The following is a 16,044-nucleotide window of genomic DNA, read 5'->3' as shown; positions in this document are numbered from 1 at the left end:
CTCGTCAACTTCTTCTCAAAAAGCCTGCCGGACACAATGCCCGGCAGGCTTTTTTATGGGCGCCCCGGCCTCAGTGGCGGCCACGGGGCTTCTTGGGATCTGCAGCGTCCCCGCTTTTGGCTTTGCCCTGCCCCAGGCGCGATTCCGTGCCTTGGATCAGCCGTCCGATATTTTCTCTGTGGCGCCAGGCCAGCAGGGCCGACATGGCGACGATGGCCGCGGCGATGCTGCGCTCGGCGTCCCAGACCACGCCGCCGCCGAGCAGGTAGAACATCGGCGCAAACACCGCTGATGCGAGCGAGGCCAGCGACGAATAGCGCAAGAAGAACGCCACAATCACCCAGGTGGCCAGCGTGGCCAGCCCCAGCCAGCCGCTGAAGCCCAGCAGCACGCCCAGCGCCGTGGCCACGCCCTTGCCGCCCTGGAAGCGGAAGAACACCGGCCACAGGTGGCCGAGGAAGGCCGCGAGCCCGACCAAGGCCTGCGTGCCCTCTTCGAGCCCGTACGGCGCGCCGAACCAGCGCACCAGCACCACCGGCAGCCAGCCCTTGGCCGCGTCGAGCAGCAAGGTCACCACGGCGGCCGCCTTGCTGCCCGATCGCAGCACGTTGGTGGCGCCGGGGTTCTTGCTGCCGAAGGTGCGCGGGTCGCTCAGGCCCATGGCCCGGCTCACGATCACGGCAAACGACAGCGAGCCGAGCAAATAGGCGGCAATGACCGCCAGGGCGGAATAAACGATGGGCACGGGTGACTCTCCTTGTTTTTTGATTCGGGCAGCGGCTGCCGCTGCAGCGCGGCGCCATTCTGCCAGCCGGCCCGGCCTGCGCTAGTCGGCCAGGGCACAGGCCACGGGCTTGGCGCCCAGCAGCTGCACGCAGACCTGCGGGTCGATCTGCACCAGATAGCCGCGCCGCCCGCCGTTGATGGCGATGCGCGGCAGCGCCAGGATGCTCTCTTCGATGTACACCGGCATGGCGCGGCGCGTGCCAAACGGCGAGGTGCCGCCCACCAGGTACCCGCTGTGGCGGTTCGCCACCTCGGGCGTGCAGGGCTCGACGCTCTTGGCGCCGATCTGGCGCGCCAGGTTCTTGGTCGACACCTTGCGGTTGCCGTGCATCAGCATCAGCAGCGGCTTGGCGTCCTGGTCCTGCATGACCAGGGTCTTGACGACGCAGAACGGGTCCAGGCCCAGCACCTCGGCGCTGTGCAGCGCGCCGCCGTGCTCCAGGTATTCATACGGGTGGCCGGTGAAATCCACCCGGTGCGCCTTGAGCAGTTGCGTCGCGGGCGTCTCGCTCACATGCCCGGCCTTGGGGTCTTTTTTTGCCATGTTCTTAAAAAGGATAGCTGCCAGCGCAGGCGGGGCCTGCGCTGGAGGCCGATGGGACCGCTGTGGGCGGCTCAGATCGCCGGGTCATGCATCTCCGCGCGGAGCGCGTCGATGGCCGCCAGCAGGTCAGGCGCCAGCGTAGTGCCCCAGGCGTCGAGGTCTTCGTCGAGCTGTGCCAGCGAGGTCACGCCGATGATGGTGCTGGCCACCTGCCACTTGGTGTAGCAGAACGCCAGGGCCATCTGCGTCGGCGTGAGGCCGTGTTCGCGTGCCAGCGCGTTGTAGCGGCGCGCGGCCGCCAGCGCCTCGGGCCGGCCCCAGCGCTGCTTGCGCACCGATTCGTAGCGCGCCATGCGTGCACCCTTCGGCGCATCCGGGCCGGTGGTGCCGCTGGCGTCGAACTTGCCCGTGAGCAGGCCGAAGGCCAGCGGCGAATAGGCGAGCAGCGACACGCCCAGGCGGTGGCAGGTCTCGTCGAGCGCGTTCTCGTAACTGCGGTTGAGCAGGCAGTACGGGTTTTGCACCGAGGCGACGCGCGGCAGGCCATGCTGCTCGGCCAGGCGCACGAACTCGTGCACGCCGTAGGGCGTCTCGTTCGACAGGCCGATGGCGCGGACCTTGCCCGCCTTGACCAGCCCCGCCAGCGCGTCGAGCTGGTCGTGGATCGGCGTTTGCGAAGTCTCCTTGGCAGGGTCGTAGTACTTGGCGCCGAAGGCCGGCACATGGCGCTCGGGCCAGTGGATCTGGTAGAGGTCGATCACCTCGGTCTGCAGCCGGCGCAGGCTGGCGTCGCACGAGGCGACGATGTCGGCCGCTGTCATGCCGCTGCCTTCGCGGATCCACGGCATGCCGCGCGACGGCCCGGCCACCTTACTCGCGACCACCAGCTTCTGGCGTGCGCCAGGGTTCTTGGCAAACCAGTTGCCGATGATGGTCTCGGTCGCGCCATAGGTCTCGGCACGGGCGGGCACGGCGTACATCTCGGCCGTGTCGATGAAGTTCACGCCGCGTTCGAGCGCGCGCGCCAGGATGGCGTGGGCATCGGCTTCGCTCACCTGTTCACCAAAAGTCATGGTGCCCAGGCAGATGGGGGTGACGTGCAGGTCGCTCTGTCCGAGCCGGGTGGTGTGCATGCTGAGGTTGCCTCCGTTTTGAAGCGGGCCAGTTTACGGGCGCAGGCGCATTCCTGCCGGCGCCCGCGCCGCTTGGCAGACCGGCGGGGTGGATTGATTGCTATCGAAAGGAGAGCTGCAGGCGCAGACCCCTTCTACACTTCATACACCAAATCGCCCCGAAACCCAACAAATTCCAGCGCTGACTGCTCATGTTTCCGTAGCACAGCGCGGCGCCCGCGGCGCCTCAGGGCGCCAGGCCCCACACCGTGCGCAGCGCCGACAGCGTGGCCACGGTGGCCGGGTCGTGCTCGGCGGCGCGCGGGTAGATGAAGCTCAGCAGCGCACCCACGCGGGCATGCGGCCAGATCACGATCTCGCCGCGCTCGCTGGCCGGCAGCGCCACGTCCTCGCGCAGCAGCGACAGGCCGACACCGGCGCGCACCAGGCTTTGCGGCAGCGACACCTCGTCCGACTCGATCACCTGGCGCGGCGTAAAGCCCTGGCGCGCAAACAGGTCCTTGAGCAGAGTTTGCACATGGTGCTGCACGGGCGCGCCGATCCAGGGCATGGCGGCAATGTCGCGCCAGCCCGCATGCAGCAGCTTCTGGCGAAAGCTGAACGGCCCGGCGATGCGGTACTGCAGCGTCTGCAGCGCCAGGCCCGCCACCTCGCGCGGAATGTGCGGGCCGATGTAGAACGCGCCCTGCAGCGCGCCGGCCGCCACCTGCTCGCGCAGCGCCTCGGCCGGGGCGTTGCGCGTCCGGATGTCCAGCAGCGGCAGGCTGCGCACCAGCGTGCCCAGCAGCGAGCCCAGGCGCAGCGAATCGGGGTCGGCCACGGTGCCCAGCGTCAGCGTGCCGGTCACCTCGCCCTGCAGGTCGCGCGCCTTGCCCAGCAGGTGGCCGGCGGCCGTGAGCACCTGCTCGGCCTCGGGCAGCAGCGCCTCGCCCGCGCGCGTGAGGCTGATGCGCCCGGGGCGCCGGTCGAACAGCGCCACCCCGAGCTCTTCCTCCAGCGCCTTGATCTGCGCGCTGATGGCCGGCTGCGTCAGGTGCAGCGCCTCGGCCGTGCGCGTGATGTGGCCGAGCTGGGCGGCGGTGACGAAGGCACGTAGCTGGTAGATCTCCATGGGGGCGCAGCGTAACGCGGACGGGCGGCTCAGCTGCCCAGAAAGCGCACCTGCGTCGGCTCGATGCCCAGCTGCACCTGCGCGCCCGGCGGAAACATCGCCAGGCCCGCGTAGTGCGGCTGGTCGGTGATCAGCGCCAGCTCGCCCACGCGCACGCGGTAGCGCGAGAACTCGCCCAGGAATTCGGCGCTCTCGACCTGGCCGTCGAGCCACAGGCGCGAGGCATCGACCTGCTCGTCGCGCACGCAGATGTGGACCTGGTGCGGGCGAAACGCCAGCGCCGCCGCACCGACGGCGGGCGCTTCCTGCGGGCGCGGCAGGCGCAGCGTGCCCAGGCCCTGCACGTCGAAGCTCACGGTCTCGCCGCTCACGGCCGTGACGCGGCCTTCGAGCACGTTGGCGGTGCCGACGAAGCCGGCCACGAAGCGGTTGTGCGGAAAGTCGTAGAGCCCGGCCGCCGAGCCGATCTGCTGCAGGATGCCCTTGTCGAGCACGGCCATGCGGTCGGCCGTGGTCATGGCCTCTTCCTGGTCGTGCGTGACGAAGATGGTCGTCAGGCCCAGCTTGCGCTGCAGGTTCTTGAGCTCCTCGCGCATCTGCACGCGCAGCTGCTTGTCGAGGTTGGACAGCGGCTCGTCGAGCAGCAGCAGCTTGGGCTCGATGACCACGGTGCGCGCCAGCGCCACGCGCTGCTGCTGGCCGCCCGAGAGCTGGCCAGGGCGGCGCTTGGCGTACTGCGACAGGCCGACGAGCTCGAGCACGGCGCCGACCTTGCGGCGGATCGCATCGCGGCTCTCGCGCCGCTCGACCAGGCCGAAGGCGACGTTGTCCCAGACGGTCATGTGCGGCCACAGCGCGTAGTTCTGGAACACCATGCCGATGTTGCGCGCGTGCGGCGGCGTGCCGGTGATGTCCTGGCCATCGACCAGCAGCTCGCCGCGCTGGTGCTGGTTGAAGCCGGCAATCAGCCGCAGCAGCGTCGACTTGCCCGAGCCCGAGGGCCCGAGCAGCGCGAAGAATTCGCCCGGCTCGATTGTCAAAGTGACGTCGCGCAGCACTTCGGTCGTGCCATAGCTCAGGCTGATGTGGCGGGCTTCGAGGGAGACTTGGTTCAGTTGCATGGGAAGACCTTTGTGTCCTTGGTCAGGCCTGCGCGGCCTGCACCGTGGCGCGCGAGCGCTCGACGAAGCGGTGCGAAAAATACGTGCCCAGGCCGACCACGACCACGGCCAGCACGCCGAGCGCGGCGCCCGGCCCGCGGCCCGAGATGCTTTGCATGTAGAGGTAGATGCCATAGCTCATCGGCGCCTGGCTCTGCGCCGAGGCCAGCAGGATGGTGGCCGACAGTTCGACGGCGGCCGTGATGAAACTCGTGACGAAGCCGGCCAGGATGCCGCCCGCCATCAGCGGCACCATCACGCGCCGGATGGTGCTGGCGCGCGTGGCGCCCAGGCTCTGCGCGGCCTCTTCGAGCGAGACATGCACCTGCTGCAGCGCCGCCATGCACGAGCGCAGCGCGTACGGCAGGCGCCGCACCGCATAGGCCAGCATGATCAGCACCGCCGTGGTGACGACCGGCGTGTCGGTGAACGGCAGGTTCACGCCCTTGAACATGCGCAGGTAGCCAATCGCCAGCACCAGGCCCGGAATGGCCAGCGCGGCCGACGCCAGGTAGTCGAGCCACTGGCGCGCCGGCAGCGTGGTGCGCAGGATCAGGTAGGCGATCGCGGTGCCGATGACGACGTCCAGGCCCGCCGAGGTCAGGCAGTACAAAAGCGTGTTGCCGATCATTCCGCCCGCGTCGGTGAACACCGTGGCGTAGTGCTCGAGCGTGTAGGCGTCGGGCAGCACCGAGAAGCTCCAGACCTTGGAAAAAGACATCAGCAGGATGCCGATGTGCGGCGCCAGCGTGATGAGCAGCACGAAGCCGATCCAGCCATAGGCCAGCAGCGACTCCCAGCCCGAGAGGCGGCGCTTTTGCAGCGCGCTGCCGCCCTTTTGCAGCGTCGCGTAGTCCTTGCCCTTCATCACGCGCGCGGCCATCCACAGCGCCAGGATCGAGAACACGATCATGATCACGCTGATGACGTAGCCCAGCGGGTCGTCGATGCCCACGGACGTGATGCGCAGGTAGGCCTGCGGCGCGAGCATGTTGGTCACGCCCATCACCAGCGGCGTGCCCAAGTCGTCGAACACCTTGACAAAGACCAGCGCCGCGCCTGCGAGATACCCGGGCATCGCGAGCGGAAAGATCACGCGCCGGAACAGCCGCCAGCCGCGCGCGCCCAGGTTCAGCGCCGACTCCTCCATCGCGCCGTCGATGTTGCGCATCGCCGCGACCAGGTTCAGCAGGATGAACGGGAAGTAGTGGATGCTCTCGACAAAAGTCACGCCGACGAGCCCGTCCATGATCGGCACCGTGAAGCCGAAGGCGTCGTTCAAGAGCAGGTTCACCGAGCCGTTGCGGCCGAAGATCAGCTGCAGCGCCACCGCGCCGACGAACGGCGGCATGATCAGCGGCAGCACGCCCAGCGTCTGGATCAGCAGCGCGCCGCGGAACTCGAAGCGCACCGTGAGGTAGGCCAGCGGCACCGCGATCAGGCTGGCAAAGAACACGCTGGCCAGCGACACGCACAGGCTGTTGAAGAACGACTCGCGGAACACGTCTTGCGCGAAGAAATTGCCGAAGTGCCCGAGCGTGAGGCCGCCGGTCTCGTTGATGAACGCGGTGTAGACCACCAGGCCCACCGGCACGACCAGGAACAGCAGCAGAAACGCCAGGATCAGCGCGAAGGCCAGCCACGGCCCGGCACTGGCGGCCAGGCGCCACGGGCGCGGCGCCGCGGTGGGGCGCCCCGGCAGGCGGGGCTCCGAAAGAACAGCAGTCATGGGTCAGGCTTTCATCAAGGCGCACTCGGCCGCGCCGAGCCACGCCACAGCGGTCGGCCACGGCAGCGCAGGGCGAGGCCAGTGGCCGGCGGACTTACTTGGCCAGCGCGCGCGCGTCGCTGGCGAGCTTGGTGGCGCGCTCGTAGTTGTCGCGCGCCTTGGTGGCCCAGAGCTGCTCGAGCCCAGTGAGCTGCTTGGAGACCGCCACGTCGCGCCGGTTCTTGCGGAACAGCTCCAGGAACTCCTCGTTCTTGACGTTGTCCGCGCCGACCAGCGGCGCATAGGCCACATCGCGCGCCTGGCGCACCAGGGCGCTGCCCTGGGCATTGGGCTTGGCCTTGAGGGCTTTCTCCGCGTCCTGGATGGCCTTGGTCGCGGCCTGCAGCTCCTTCAGGCGGAAGGTCACCATCTGGTCGAACAGGCTGGTGACGACCTGGTAGCGCGCTTCGGACAGGTTGGCGTCGAACTGCACCTTGGCGCGCTTGGCCACGTCCTGCGGCACGGGGTAGCCCGCAGGCGCCTTGAGCAGGTTGTACGGCAGGATCGGCAGGCGGCTGATCTTCGGGTCGAACAGCAGCTGCTGGCCCGCCGCCGACATGCTGAAGGCCATGAACTTCTTGGCCTCGTCGGGGTTCTTGCCGCCGGCGATCAGGCCGATGTTGGCCGGAACCACGGCCGTCATGCTGGGGTAGGCGAAGTCGACCGGGTAGCCCGAGTACTTGCCCGCCAGGCCGAAGAAGTCGATCACGATGCCGATGCCGTACTGGCCGTTGTTCACGCCGTCGGGCACGGCAAAGCTGCGGTCGGTCACGGCGGCGGCATTGCCCATCATGGCCAGCAGCTGCGACCAGCCCTTGTCCCAGCCCTCGCCCTGCAGGATGGTCTCGACGGTGAGCTGCGTGGTGCCCGAGCGCGAGGGCGACGAGATCGCGATGTGGCCGAAGTATTCGGGGCGCGTCAGGTCGCTCCACTCCTTGGGGGCGGCGAGCTTGTGGGCCTGCAGGTAGCGGGTGTTCCACATGATCCCGTAGCCGGCCAGCGCCTGGCCGTAGTACAGGCCGTGCGGGTCGTTGAGCGGGTAGTTGCCGATCTTGGCCGGCGCACTCTTGTTCACGGTCTCGGGCGCGGGGGCCAGCAGCTTGTTGCGCGCGAGCACCTCGAAGGCGTCGGGCGCCGAAGCCCACATCACGTCGGGCCGCTGGCCCTCGGCGAGTTCGCGCACGTAGGCGATCGCCGCCGTGGTGTTCTTGTTCAGGATCTCGAGCTTGACGCCGGGGTTCTGCGCTTCGAAGGCCTTCTGGTACGCGGTCGTGAGCTCCTTGGGGAACGAGGTCAGCACCGTCACGGTGCCGGCCTGGGCGCCTGGCAGCACGCCGAACGCGCCCCACAGACCGGCGACCACGGCCCCGAGGAATACCCGGCTTCTTCTGCGTTGTTGCATGGCTGTCTCCTGGTGTTGTATGGCAGATGCGGCCGACTCTAGGGCGGCTGCGCGGCAAAGACCAATCATTGTTCGTGATGGAGCGCATCAGCGACAGGAGCGCGCGGGTTATCCCTGACGCAGGGCGCCGCGCGCTGCGCCTTGTCCCTGCCTTGACTGACGGGGCGCGCCGCAAGCCGAAATAATCCGTGCCATGTACCAAGCCACACGCCCTTCCCGCTCCGAATTTGTTCCGATCCGCTCGCTGCGCTACCACGTCCGGCGCTGGGGCACGCCCCAGACGGGCGCGGCGCCGCTGGTGCTGGTGCACGGCTGGATGGACGTGGGCGCGTCGTACCAGTTCGTGGTCGATGCGCTCTCGCCGGCGTTTGCCGCAGGGCGGGAGATCATCGCGCCCGACTGGCGTGGTTTCGGCCTGACCGAGCCGCCGGCGGGCACCGACCACTATGTCTTTGCCGACTACCTGGCCGACCTGGACCAGCTGCTGGACCATTGCGCGCCCAGCCAGGCCATCGACCTGGTGGGCCACAGCATGGGCGGCAACGTCGCCATGATGTACGCCGGCGTGCGCCCCGAGCGCGTGCGCCGGCTGGTCAACCTCGAGGGCTTTGGCATGCCGGCCACGCAGCCGTCGAAGGCGCCGCAGCGCTACGCGCAGTGGATGGACGAGCTCAAGAGCCTGCAGCGCGGCGAACTGGCGCTCAAGGGCTACGACAGCGCCACCGGCGTGGCGCAGCGCCTCATGAAAACCAACCCGCGCCTGCGCGCCGACAAGGCCGCGTGGCTGGCGCAGCACTGGGCGCGGCCCAACGCGCAGGGGCTCTGGGACATCCTCGGCGACCCGGCGCACAAGGTCACCAGCGCGCAGCTCTACCGCGTGGACGAGGCGCTGGCCCTCTACCGCGCCATCACCGCGCCCACGCTGGCCATCGAGGCCAGCGACGACAGCCTGGGCCAGTGGTGGAAACACAGGTACACGCTGGCCGAGTACCACGAGCGCCTGGAGTCCGTGCCCGACTGCCGCTGCGCCGTGGTGCAGGACGCCGGCCACATGCTGCACCACGACCAGCCGCAGGCCGTGGCCGCGCTGATCGAGGACTTTCTGCGCTGACCTTCAGCCAAATCTGCCTCCAGCTCTTTGTGCACCGGCGCTCATAGCTATTATTTTTAATATGTGCGCTGCGCGCGCCCGCCGGCAGCCGGCCTGCGGGCGGCGCTTTGGCGCAGATCAGGGGCTTGGCGGCCACCACGTCGGGTCCATGAGAAAATCGCGGTCTATTTCACCGAACACACAGGACAGCACCATGGACGCAGAACACATCAACCAGATCGGCAACACCCTCATCGACCTGTCCGAGCGCACGCAAGAGTTACGGGGGTATCTTTGACTACGATGCCAAATTTGAACGCCTGCGCACGGTAAACGCCTCGCTCGAAGACCCGGCCGTCTGGAACGACCCGAAGAAGGCCCAGGACCTGGGCAAGGAAAAGAAGTCGCTCGATAACGTGGTGCTCACGCTCGAGCGCCTGACGCGCGAGCTGGCCGACAACACCGAACTCTACGAGATGAGCGTGGAGGAAGGCAACGACGCCGACCTGATGGCCATCGCCGCGGAAGCCGCCAAGCTGCAGCCCGAGATCGAAGAACTCGAGTTCCGCCGCATGTTCCGCCACGAGGCCGACCCGCTCAGCTGCTTCCTCGACATCCAGGCCGGTGCCGGCGGCACCGAAGCCTGCGACTGGGCCGGCATGCTGCTGCGCCAGTACCTGCGCTACGCCGAGCGCAAGGGCTTCAAGACCAGCGTCGACGATGAAACCCCGGGCGACGTCGCCGGCATCAAGGGCGCGACGATCCACATCGAGGGCGAGTACGCCTATGGCCTGCTGCGCACCGAAACCGGCGTGCACCGCCTGGTGCGCAAGAGCCCGTTCGACAGCTCGGGCGGTCGCCACACGAGCTTTGCCAGCGTGTTCGTCTACCCCGAGATCGACGACTCGATCCAGATCGACATCAACCCGTCGGACGTGCGCACCGACACCTACCGCGCCTCGGGCGCGGGCGGCCAGCACATCAACAAGACCGACTCCGCGGTGCGCCTCACGCACATCCCCACCGGCATCGTGGTGCAGTGCCAGGACGGCCGCAGCCAGCATGGCAACCGCGACATCGCCTGGCAGCGCCTGCGCTCCAAGCTCTACGACTTCGAGATGCGCAAACGCCAGGAAGAGGCCCAAAAGCTCGAGGACACCAAGACCGACGTCGGCTGGGGCCACCAGATCCGCTCGTACGTGCTCGACAACAGCCGCATCAAAGACCTGCGCACGAACGTCGAAATCTCCGCCACGCAGAAAGTGCTGGACGGCGATCTCGACGCCTTCATCGAAGCCTCGCTCAAGCAAGGCGTATAAGGAGAACCATGTTGCCAATGCGTGACGGACAGGCGCCAGCCACCGCGATCCTGCGGAGCGACTACCAGGCACCGGCCTGGTGGATCGACACCGTGGACCTGGCGTTCGACCTCGATCCTGCCAAAACGCGGGTGCTCAACAAGATGCGCCTGCGCCGCAACCCGGAGGTGCCCGCGCAAGCGTTGCGCCTGGACGGGGAAGACCTCAATCTCTCGCGCGTGCTGGTCAACGGCGCGGGCACCTCGTTCAAGATGGACGCAGGCCAGCTGGTGCTCGAGAACCTGCCCGAGGGCGACGCGCCGTTCGACCTGGAGATCTTCACCACCTGCTGCCCGGACAAGAACACGCAGCTGTCGGGCCTGTACGTCAGCCAGGGTACGTTCTTCACGCAGTGCGAGGCCGAAGGGTTTCGCCGCATCACCTACTTCCTCGACCGTCCCGACGTCATGGCCAGCTACAGCGTGGTGCTGCGCGCCGACAAGGCGCAGTACCCGGTGCTGCTGTCCAACGGCAACCTGGTCGAGCACGGCGACCTGGAAGGCGGGCGCCACTTTGCCAAGTGGGTCGACCCGCACAAGAAGCCCAGCTACCTGTTCGCGCTGGTCGCGGGCACGCTGGTGGCGCGCCAGCAGCGCATCACCTCGCGTGCCGGAAACGAGCATCTTCTAGAGGTCTACGTGCGCCCCGGCGACCTGGGCAAGACCGAACACGCGATGAACTCGCTGATGGCCAGCGTCGCCTGGGACGAGGCGCGCTTTGGCCTGTCGCTTGATCTGGAGCGCTTCATGATCGTCGCCACCAGCGACTTCAACATGGGCGCGATGGAAAACAAGGGCCTGAACATCTTCAACACGAAGTACGTGCTGGCGAGTGAATCCACCGCGACCGACACCGACTTCGCCAACATTGAGAGCGTGGTCGGGCACGAGTACTTCCACAACTGGACCGGCAACCGCATCACCTGCCGCGACTGGTTCCAGCTGAGCCTGAAGGAGGGCCTGACGGTCTTCCGCGATCAGGAGTTCAGCATGGACATGGCCGGCAGCCCGTCGGCCCGCGCCGTCAAGCGCATCGAAGACGTGCGCGTGCTGCGCACCGCCCAGTTCCCCGAGGACGCCGGCCCCATGGCGCACCCGGTGCGCCCCGACAGCTACGTCGAAATCAACAACTTCTACACCGTCACGATCTACGAGAAGGGTGCGGAAGTGGTGCGCATGATGCACACGCTTGTCGGGCGCGAAGGCTTTGCGCGCGGCATGAAGCTGTACTTCGAGCGCCACGACGGCCAGGCCGTGACCTGCGACGATTTCGCGGCCGCGATTGCCGACGCCAACCCGGCGAGCGACCTGGCGCGCCTGCTGCCGCAGTTCAAGCGCTGGTACAGCCAGGCCGGCACGCCGCGCGTGCGCGCCACGGGCCGGTACGACGCCGCGGCACGCACCTACACGCTCACACTGGCGCAAAGCTGCGCGCCCACGCCGGGCCAGCCGGTGAAGGAGCCGTTTGTCATCCCGGTCGAACTCGGCCTGCTGGCGCAGGACGGCAGCACCCTGCCCCTGCAACTGGCCGGCGAAGACGCTGCGGGCGCCACCTCGCGCACCGTCGTGCTGTCCGAACCGAGCCAGACGCTGGTCTTCACCCACATCGACAGCGCCCCGGTGCCCTCGCTGCTGCGCCACTTCAGCGCGCCGGTGGTCCTCGACGTGGACTACAGCGATGCCGATCTGCTGGCGCTGCTGGCACACGACGCCGACGCCTTCAACCGCTGGGAGGCCGGCCAGCGCCTGGTGCTGCGCTGCGCTATCAATGCCATAGCTGCCAGCGCAGACCCCATCATCGCTGCAGGCATTTTTGACCAAAAATTCCTGACCGAGTCGGTGCTGCAGGCACTGCGCAGCGTGCTGCGCGACCCGGCCCTGGACGCCGCCTATAAGGAGCTGGTGCTGACGCTGCCGTCGGAAACCTACCTCGCCGAGCAGCTCGACGTGGTCGATCCGCAGCGCGTGCACGCCGTGCGCGAAGCCATGCGCGCACAGCTGGCGCTGGCGCTGCACAGCGACTGGCAATGGGCCTACGAGCAGCACCACAGCAACGGCGCCTACCGGCCCGATGCCGTGTCTGCGGGCCGGCGCGCACTCACCGGCATGGCCCTGTCCATGCTGTGCCTGGCCGCCCAGCACAGCGGCGATGCCGTCTGGCCCGGCAAGGCGCTGCAGCGCTTCAAGGACGCGGGCAACATGACCGACCGCATCAACGCCCTCAGCGCCCTCGTCGGCAGCGGCCACGCGCTGGCCGCGCCGGCGCTCGCGCGCTTTCATGCGCTGTTCAAGGACGAGCCGCTGGTGCTCGACAAATGGTTTGCGCTGCAGGCTGGCAGCCCCGACCGCGGCGGCAACGTGCTGCCCCTGGTCAAGCAGCTGCTGCAGCACCCGGACTTCTCGCTCAAGAACCCGAACCGCGCGCGCAGCGTGATCTTCAGCTACTGCAGCGGCAACCCCGGCGCCTTCCACCGCGCCGATGCGGCTGGCTATGTGTTCTGGTGCGAGCGCGTCTGCGAGCTCGACGCCATCAACCCGCAGGTGGCAGCCCGGCTGGCGCGCGCCCTCGACCGCTGGCAAAAGCTGGCAGAGCCGTGGCGCACCGCCGCGCACGAGGCCATCGCCCGCGTGGCGGCACGCGAAGGCCTCAGCAACGACGTGCGCGAAGTCGTCACGCGCGCGCTGGCCCCATGAATTGAACCGAAAGAACCCATGGCACAAAGAATCTCCCTCACCCGCTACCTCGTCGAACAGCAGCGCATCGACGGTCTCATCCCGGCCCAGCTGCGCCTGCTGCTCGAAGTGGTCGCGCGCGCCTGCAAGGGCATCAGCCAGGCCGTCAACAAGGGCGCGCTGGGCGGCGTGCTCGGCACCGCAGAGAGCGAAAACATCCAGGGCGAAATCCAGAAGAAGCTCGACATCATCGCCAACGAGGTGCTGATCGAGGCCAACGAATGGGGCGGCCACCTCGCCGCCATGGCGTCGGAAGAAATGGACGGCATCTATGTCGTGCCCAACCGCTATCCGCAGGGCGAATACCTGCTGCTGTTCGACCCCCTCGATGGCTCGAGCAACATCGACGTCAACGTCAGCATCGGCACCATCTTCAGCGTGCTCAAAAAGCCCGAAGGCGACCGCGGCGTCGAGGCCGGCGACTTCCTGCAGGCCGGCCACCAGCAGGTCGCTGCCGGCTACTGCGTGTATGGCCCGCAGACCACGCTGGTGCTCACGGTGGGCGACGGCGTGGCCATGTTCACGCTCGACCGCGAACAGGGCTCGTTCGTGCTCACGCAAGAGAACGTGCGCATTCCCGAAGACACGAAGGAATTCGCCATCAACATGAGCAACATGCGCCACTGGGACGCTCCCATCAAGCGCTATGTCGACGAATGCCTGCAAGGCGTCGAAGGCCCGCGCGGCAAGGACTTCAACATGCGCTGGATCGCCAGCATGGTGGCCGACGTGCACCGCATCCTCACGCGCGGCGGCATCTTCATGTACCCCTGGGACAAGCGCGAACCGAACAAGCCCGGCAAGCTGCGCCTGATGTACGAAGCCAACCCCATGGGCTGGATCGTCGAGCAGGCCGGCGGCGCCGCGACCAATGGCAAGCAGCGCATCCTCGACATCGAGCCCACCCAGCTGCACGAACGCGTCAGCGTCATTTTGGGTTCAAAAAATGAGGTCGAGCGCGTGACGGACTATCATTCGACGCTATAATTTGAGACTTCGCCGGTGTAGCTCAGTCGGTAGAGCAGCTCATTCGTAATGAGAAGGTCGGGTGTTCGATTCATCTCTCCGGCACCATCTAAAAGTCCCGCAACCCGCATGAACAGTGGGTTTGCGGCGATTTCCAAGGGTTTCCTGTGGTAGAACCTGTGGTAGTTCTACACAATGCGCCTCTCCCTTGGCCCCCTGCAAGTGACGATCAAGTACACGTACCCTCGTGGCAAGACCACGATCTATCAACGGGCAGTGCCGACGGACTTACGTCCCCGCTATCCCGGTGCCACCATCAAGCGTGACCTGAAGACCACCAACCCCATCAAGGTTGCCCGGCTGGTCGAGAACTTGAACCGAAGTATTGAAGCAGAGTGGGAAGGTCTCCGCGCTGCGCCTGAGTCGTCCCCTGAGTCCCTCAAAGCCCACGCTGATGAGGCTCTTCGTTCATGGGGTCTCGCTCCCCACCCCGCTGAAAACGTGCCTGAGGCAATCTCACTGCTGGACGACTACGTGGACGATAAGCGTGCAGCCTATGCCCAGACAGCAGCGAGGGTGCTTGGGGAGGACGAGGAGCGCGTATACCGTGAAGCGTCCGCCCGTGAGTTCCTCACGCCGGTAGAGATTGAAGCTCTGCAGCGCCTCCACGGCAAACCCGAAGCCAGTGCCACCATCACTTACGCGCTGGACGTTCACCTCGACACCAACCGTAAACGGGACGACCTGAAGTTCACGACTTATGCCCGTCGAGCTTTTGCATCGCTGGTGGCTGTCACGGGCGATAAGGCCATCACGAATTTCACCCGAGCTGATGCCCGCAAGTTCATTGCCAAGGGCCTGGAAGACTCGCTGAACACCGCCACCATTCGCCGCCGCATCAACTCGTTTCGGGCCGTCTGGAGTTCATATCGTCGCGAGTGTGATCCACAGCTACCCAATCCCTTTGAAGGTCTCGCCATCCCCGGTGAGGGCCTGGACAAGAAGGCCCGAGTGCCATTCACGACCGACGAACTGAAGGTCTTGATTTCAGCGTGTCAGGCCAAGGATGATGACCTTCGCTGGATACTTGCTATGCTGGCTGACACGGGGGCACGTCTGGCTGAAGTGGTCGGCCTCACTCTCAGTGACATCGTGCTTGATCGGGATGTCCCCCACATCATCATTCAGCCCCACGCCTGGCGCTCTCTGAAGAACGCTGCGAGCGCCCGAGTGGTGCCACTGGTGGGGGCTTCGTTCTGGGCGGCGAAGCGGGTGAAGGAAACAGCGACCCATGATCAGGTGTTCGCTTTCCCCAGGTACACGACAGATACTGAGTGCAAGGCGACGAACGCATCTGGCACCATTGCCTCATGGATACGCCGGTTGCCTCTTGAGCACACCGCCCATGACCTTCGCCACACGATGGCCGATAGGCTGAAGGCCATCCAATGCCCGAAGGACATTCGATACGCGATAGACGGACATGCAGCCCAGGACGTAGGGGACACCTACGGGACTGGATATGGCCTCAAAGTCAAGGCTGAGTGGCTTGAAAAAGTGGTTCTGGCTCAATAGTACGTTGGCCCGGAAAGGGCGCGATGGCAAGACAGTGGCCTGACCAAGCCCTCAAATTTCCCGTAGAGCTATTGCTCCGGTTTCAAGCCTGAGCCGCAATTCAGTGCGCCCATGCCGCTGTCCGCGCCACAGCAGCGCTTGCGGCCCTTTACGTCCCGGCCTGTGCTCACAACTCCGGTCATTCGTTCGGATTGCAGCCGGTGACCGAATCACCGGTTGTAGGGAGTTGCAGGGCAAAGCCGTTGGCAAGAGGCTCTAGGCTTCGCGAGCAACGCTTGCGTCTAGCTCGGAGTTGCGTGTGCGGCCCACTCAAACCTCCTGGGAGGTCGAGCCGTCTCCTACGACAGAGTTTTCCGTAGCTCTAAGCAAGTCCGCCAGTCTCGGCTCCACCGCGCCGTGATCATTCGTGCATGCAGTTC

Annotated in this window: 12 protein-coding genes and 1 tRNA gene; 6 read left to right on the top strand and 7 right to left on the bottom strand. The window is 66.7% G+C overall.

Annotated elements, in window-relative coordinates:
* Positions 1-70: 70 nt before the first annotated feature.
* The 7 genes from plsY to B2J89_RS05985 all read right to left on the bottom strand — a co-directional run bounded on the left by plsY (position 71) and on the right by B2J89_RS05985 (position 7,904).
* Positions 71-745, bottom strand: a complete 675-nt coding sequence (gene plsY / locus B2J89_RS06015; protein WP_169168311.1) for a glycerol-3-phosphate 1-O-acyltransferase PlsY — start codon at positions 743-745, stop codon at positions 71-73.
* Between the two features lie 81 nt (positions 746-826).
* Positions 827-1,330, bottom strand: a complete 504-nt coding sequence (locus B2J89_RS06010) for an aminoacyl-tRNA deacylase (protein WP_169168310.1) — start codon at positions 1,328-1,330, stop codon at positions 827-829.
* Positions 1,331-1,401: 71 nt separating this feature from the next.
* A complete protein-coding gene (locus tag B2J89_RS06005) occupies positions 1,402-2,463 on the bottom strand; it encodes an aldo/keto reductase (protein ID WP_169168309.1) in 1,062 nt (353 codons plus the stop codon).
* A gap of 226 nt (positions 2,464-2,689) precedes the next feature.
* Positions 2,690-3,574: a LysR family transcriptional regulator gene (locus B2J89_RS06000; protein ID WP_169168308.1), complete on the bottom strand. Its 885-nt coding sequence runs from the start codon at positions 3,572-3,574 to the stop codon at positions 2,690-2,692.
* Positions 3,575-3,603: 29 nt separating this feature from the next.
* Complete coding sequence (locus B2J89_RS05995) at positions 3,604-4,689, bottom strand: ABC transporter ATP-binding protein (RefSeq protein WP_173025246.1); 1,086 nt, start codon at positions 4,687-4,689, stop codon at positions 3,604-3,606.
* 28 nt (positions 4,690-4,717) lie between these two features.
* Positions 4,718-6,463, bottom strand: a complete 1,746-nt coding sequence (locus tag B2J89_RS05990) for an iron ABC transporter permease (RefSeq protein WP_206042551.1) — start codon at positions 6,461-6,463, stop codon at positions 4,718-4,720.
* A 94-nt stretch (positions 6,464-6,557) separates the two neighbouring features.
* Complete coding sequence (locus B2J89_RS05985; RefSeq protein WP_169168306.1) at positions 6,558-7,904, bottom strand: ABC transporter substrate-binding protein; 1,347 nt, start codon at positions 7,902-7,904, stop codon at positions 6,558-6,560.
* A 193-nt stretch (positions 7,905-8,097) separates the two neighbouring features.
* Between B2J89_RS05985 and B2J89_RS05980 the strand changes: the two genes are divergently transcribed.
* The 6 genes from B2J89_RS05980 (at position 8,098) to B2J89_RS05955 (ending at position 15,625) form a co-directional block, all read left to right on the top strand.
* Positions 8,098-9,015 carry an alpha/beta fold hydrolase gene (locus B2J89_RS05980; protein WP_169168305.1) on the top strand — a complete coding sequence of 306 codons (918 nt, stop codon included), beginning with the start codon at positions 8,098-8,100 and terminating at the stop codon, positions 9,013-9,015.
* A 193-nt stretch (positions 9,016-9,208) separates the two neighbouring features.
* Positions 9,209-10,313 (top strand): peptide chain release factor 2 gene (gene prfB / locus B2J89_RS05975; protein ID WP_169168304.1). Its coding sequence is split into 2 segments (ribosomal slippage): positions 9,209-9,289 and positions 9,291-10,313, totalling 1,104 coding nucleotides; the frame shifts between segments, so codons are not numbered across the junction.
* 17 nt (positions 10,314-10,330) lie between these two features.
* Positions 10,331-13,045, top strand: a complete 2,715-nt coding sequence (gene pepN / locus B2J89_RS05970; protein WP_169168321.1) for an aminopeptidase N — start codon at positions 10,331-10,333, stop codon at positions 13,043-13,045.
* Positions 13,046-13,063: 18 nt separating this feature from the next.
* Complete coding sequence (locus tag B2J89_RS05965) at positions 13,064-14,071, top strand: class 1 fructose-bisphosphatase (RefSeq protein WP_169168303.1); 1,008 nt, start codon at positions 13,064-13,066, stop codon at positions 14,069-14,071.
* 11 nt (positions 14,072-14,082) lie between these two features.
* Positions 14,083-14,158 (top strand) — tRNA-Thr (locus tag B2J89_RS05960).
* A 114-nt stretch (positions 14,159-14,272) separates the two neighbouring features.
* Positions 14,273-15,625, top strand: a complete 1,353-nt coding sequence (locus B2J89_RS05955; protein ID WP_169168302.1) for a tyrosine-type recombinase/integrase — start codon at positions 14,273-14,275, stop codon at positions 15,623-15,625.
* Positions 15,626-16,044 lie beyond the last annotated feature (419 nt).

It is taken from the genome of Acidovorax sp. SRB_24, assembly GCF_012931925.1.
This window is presented reverse-complemented; position numbering and strand designations above follow the sequence as displayed.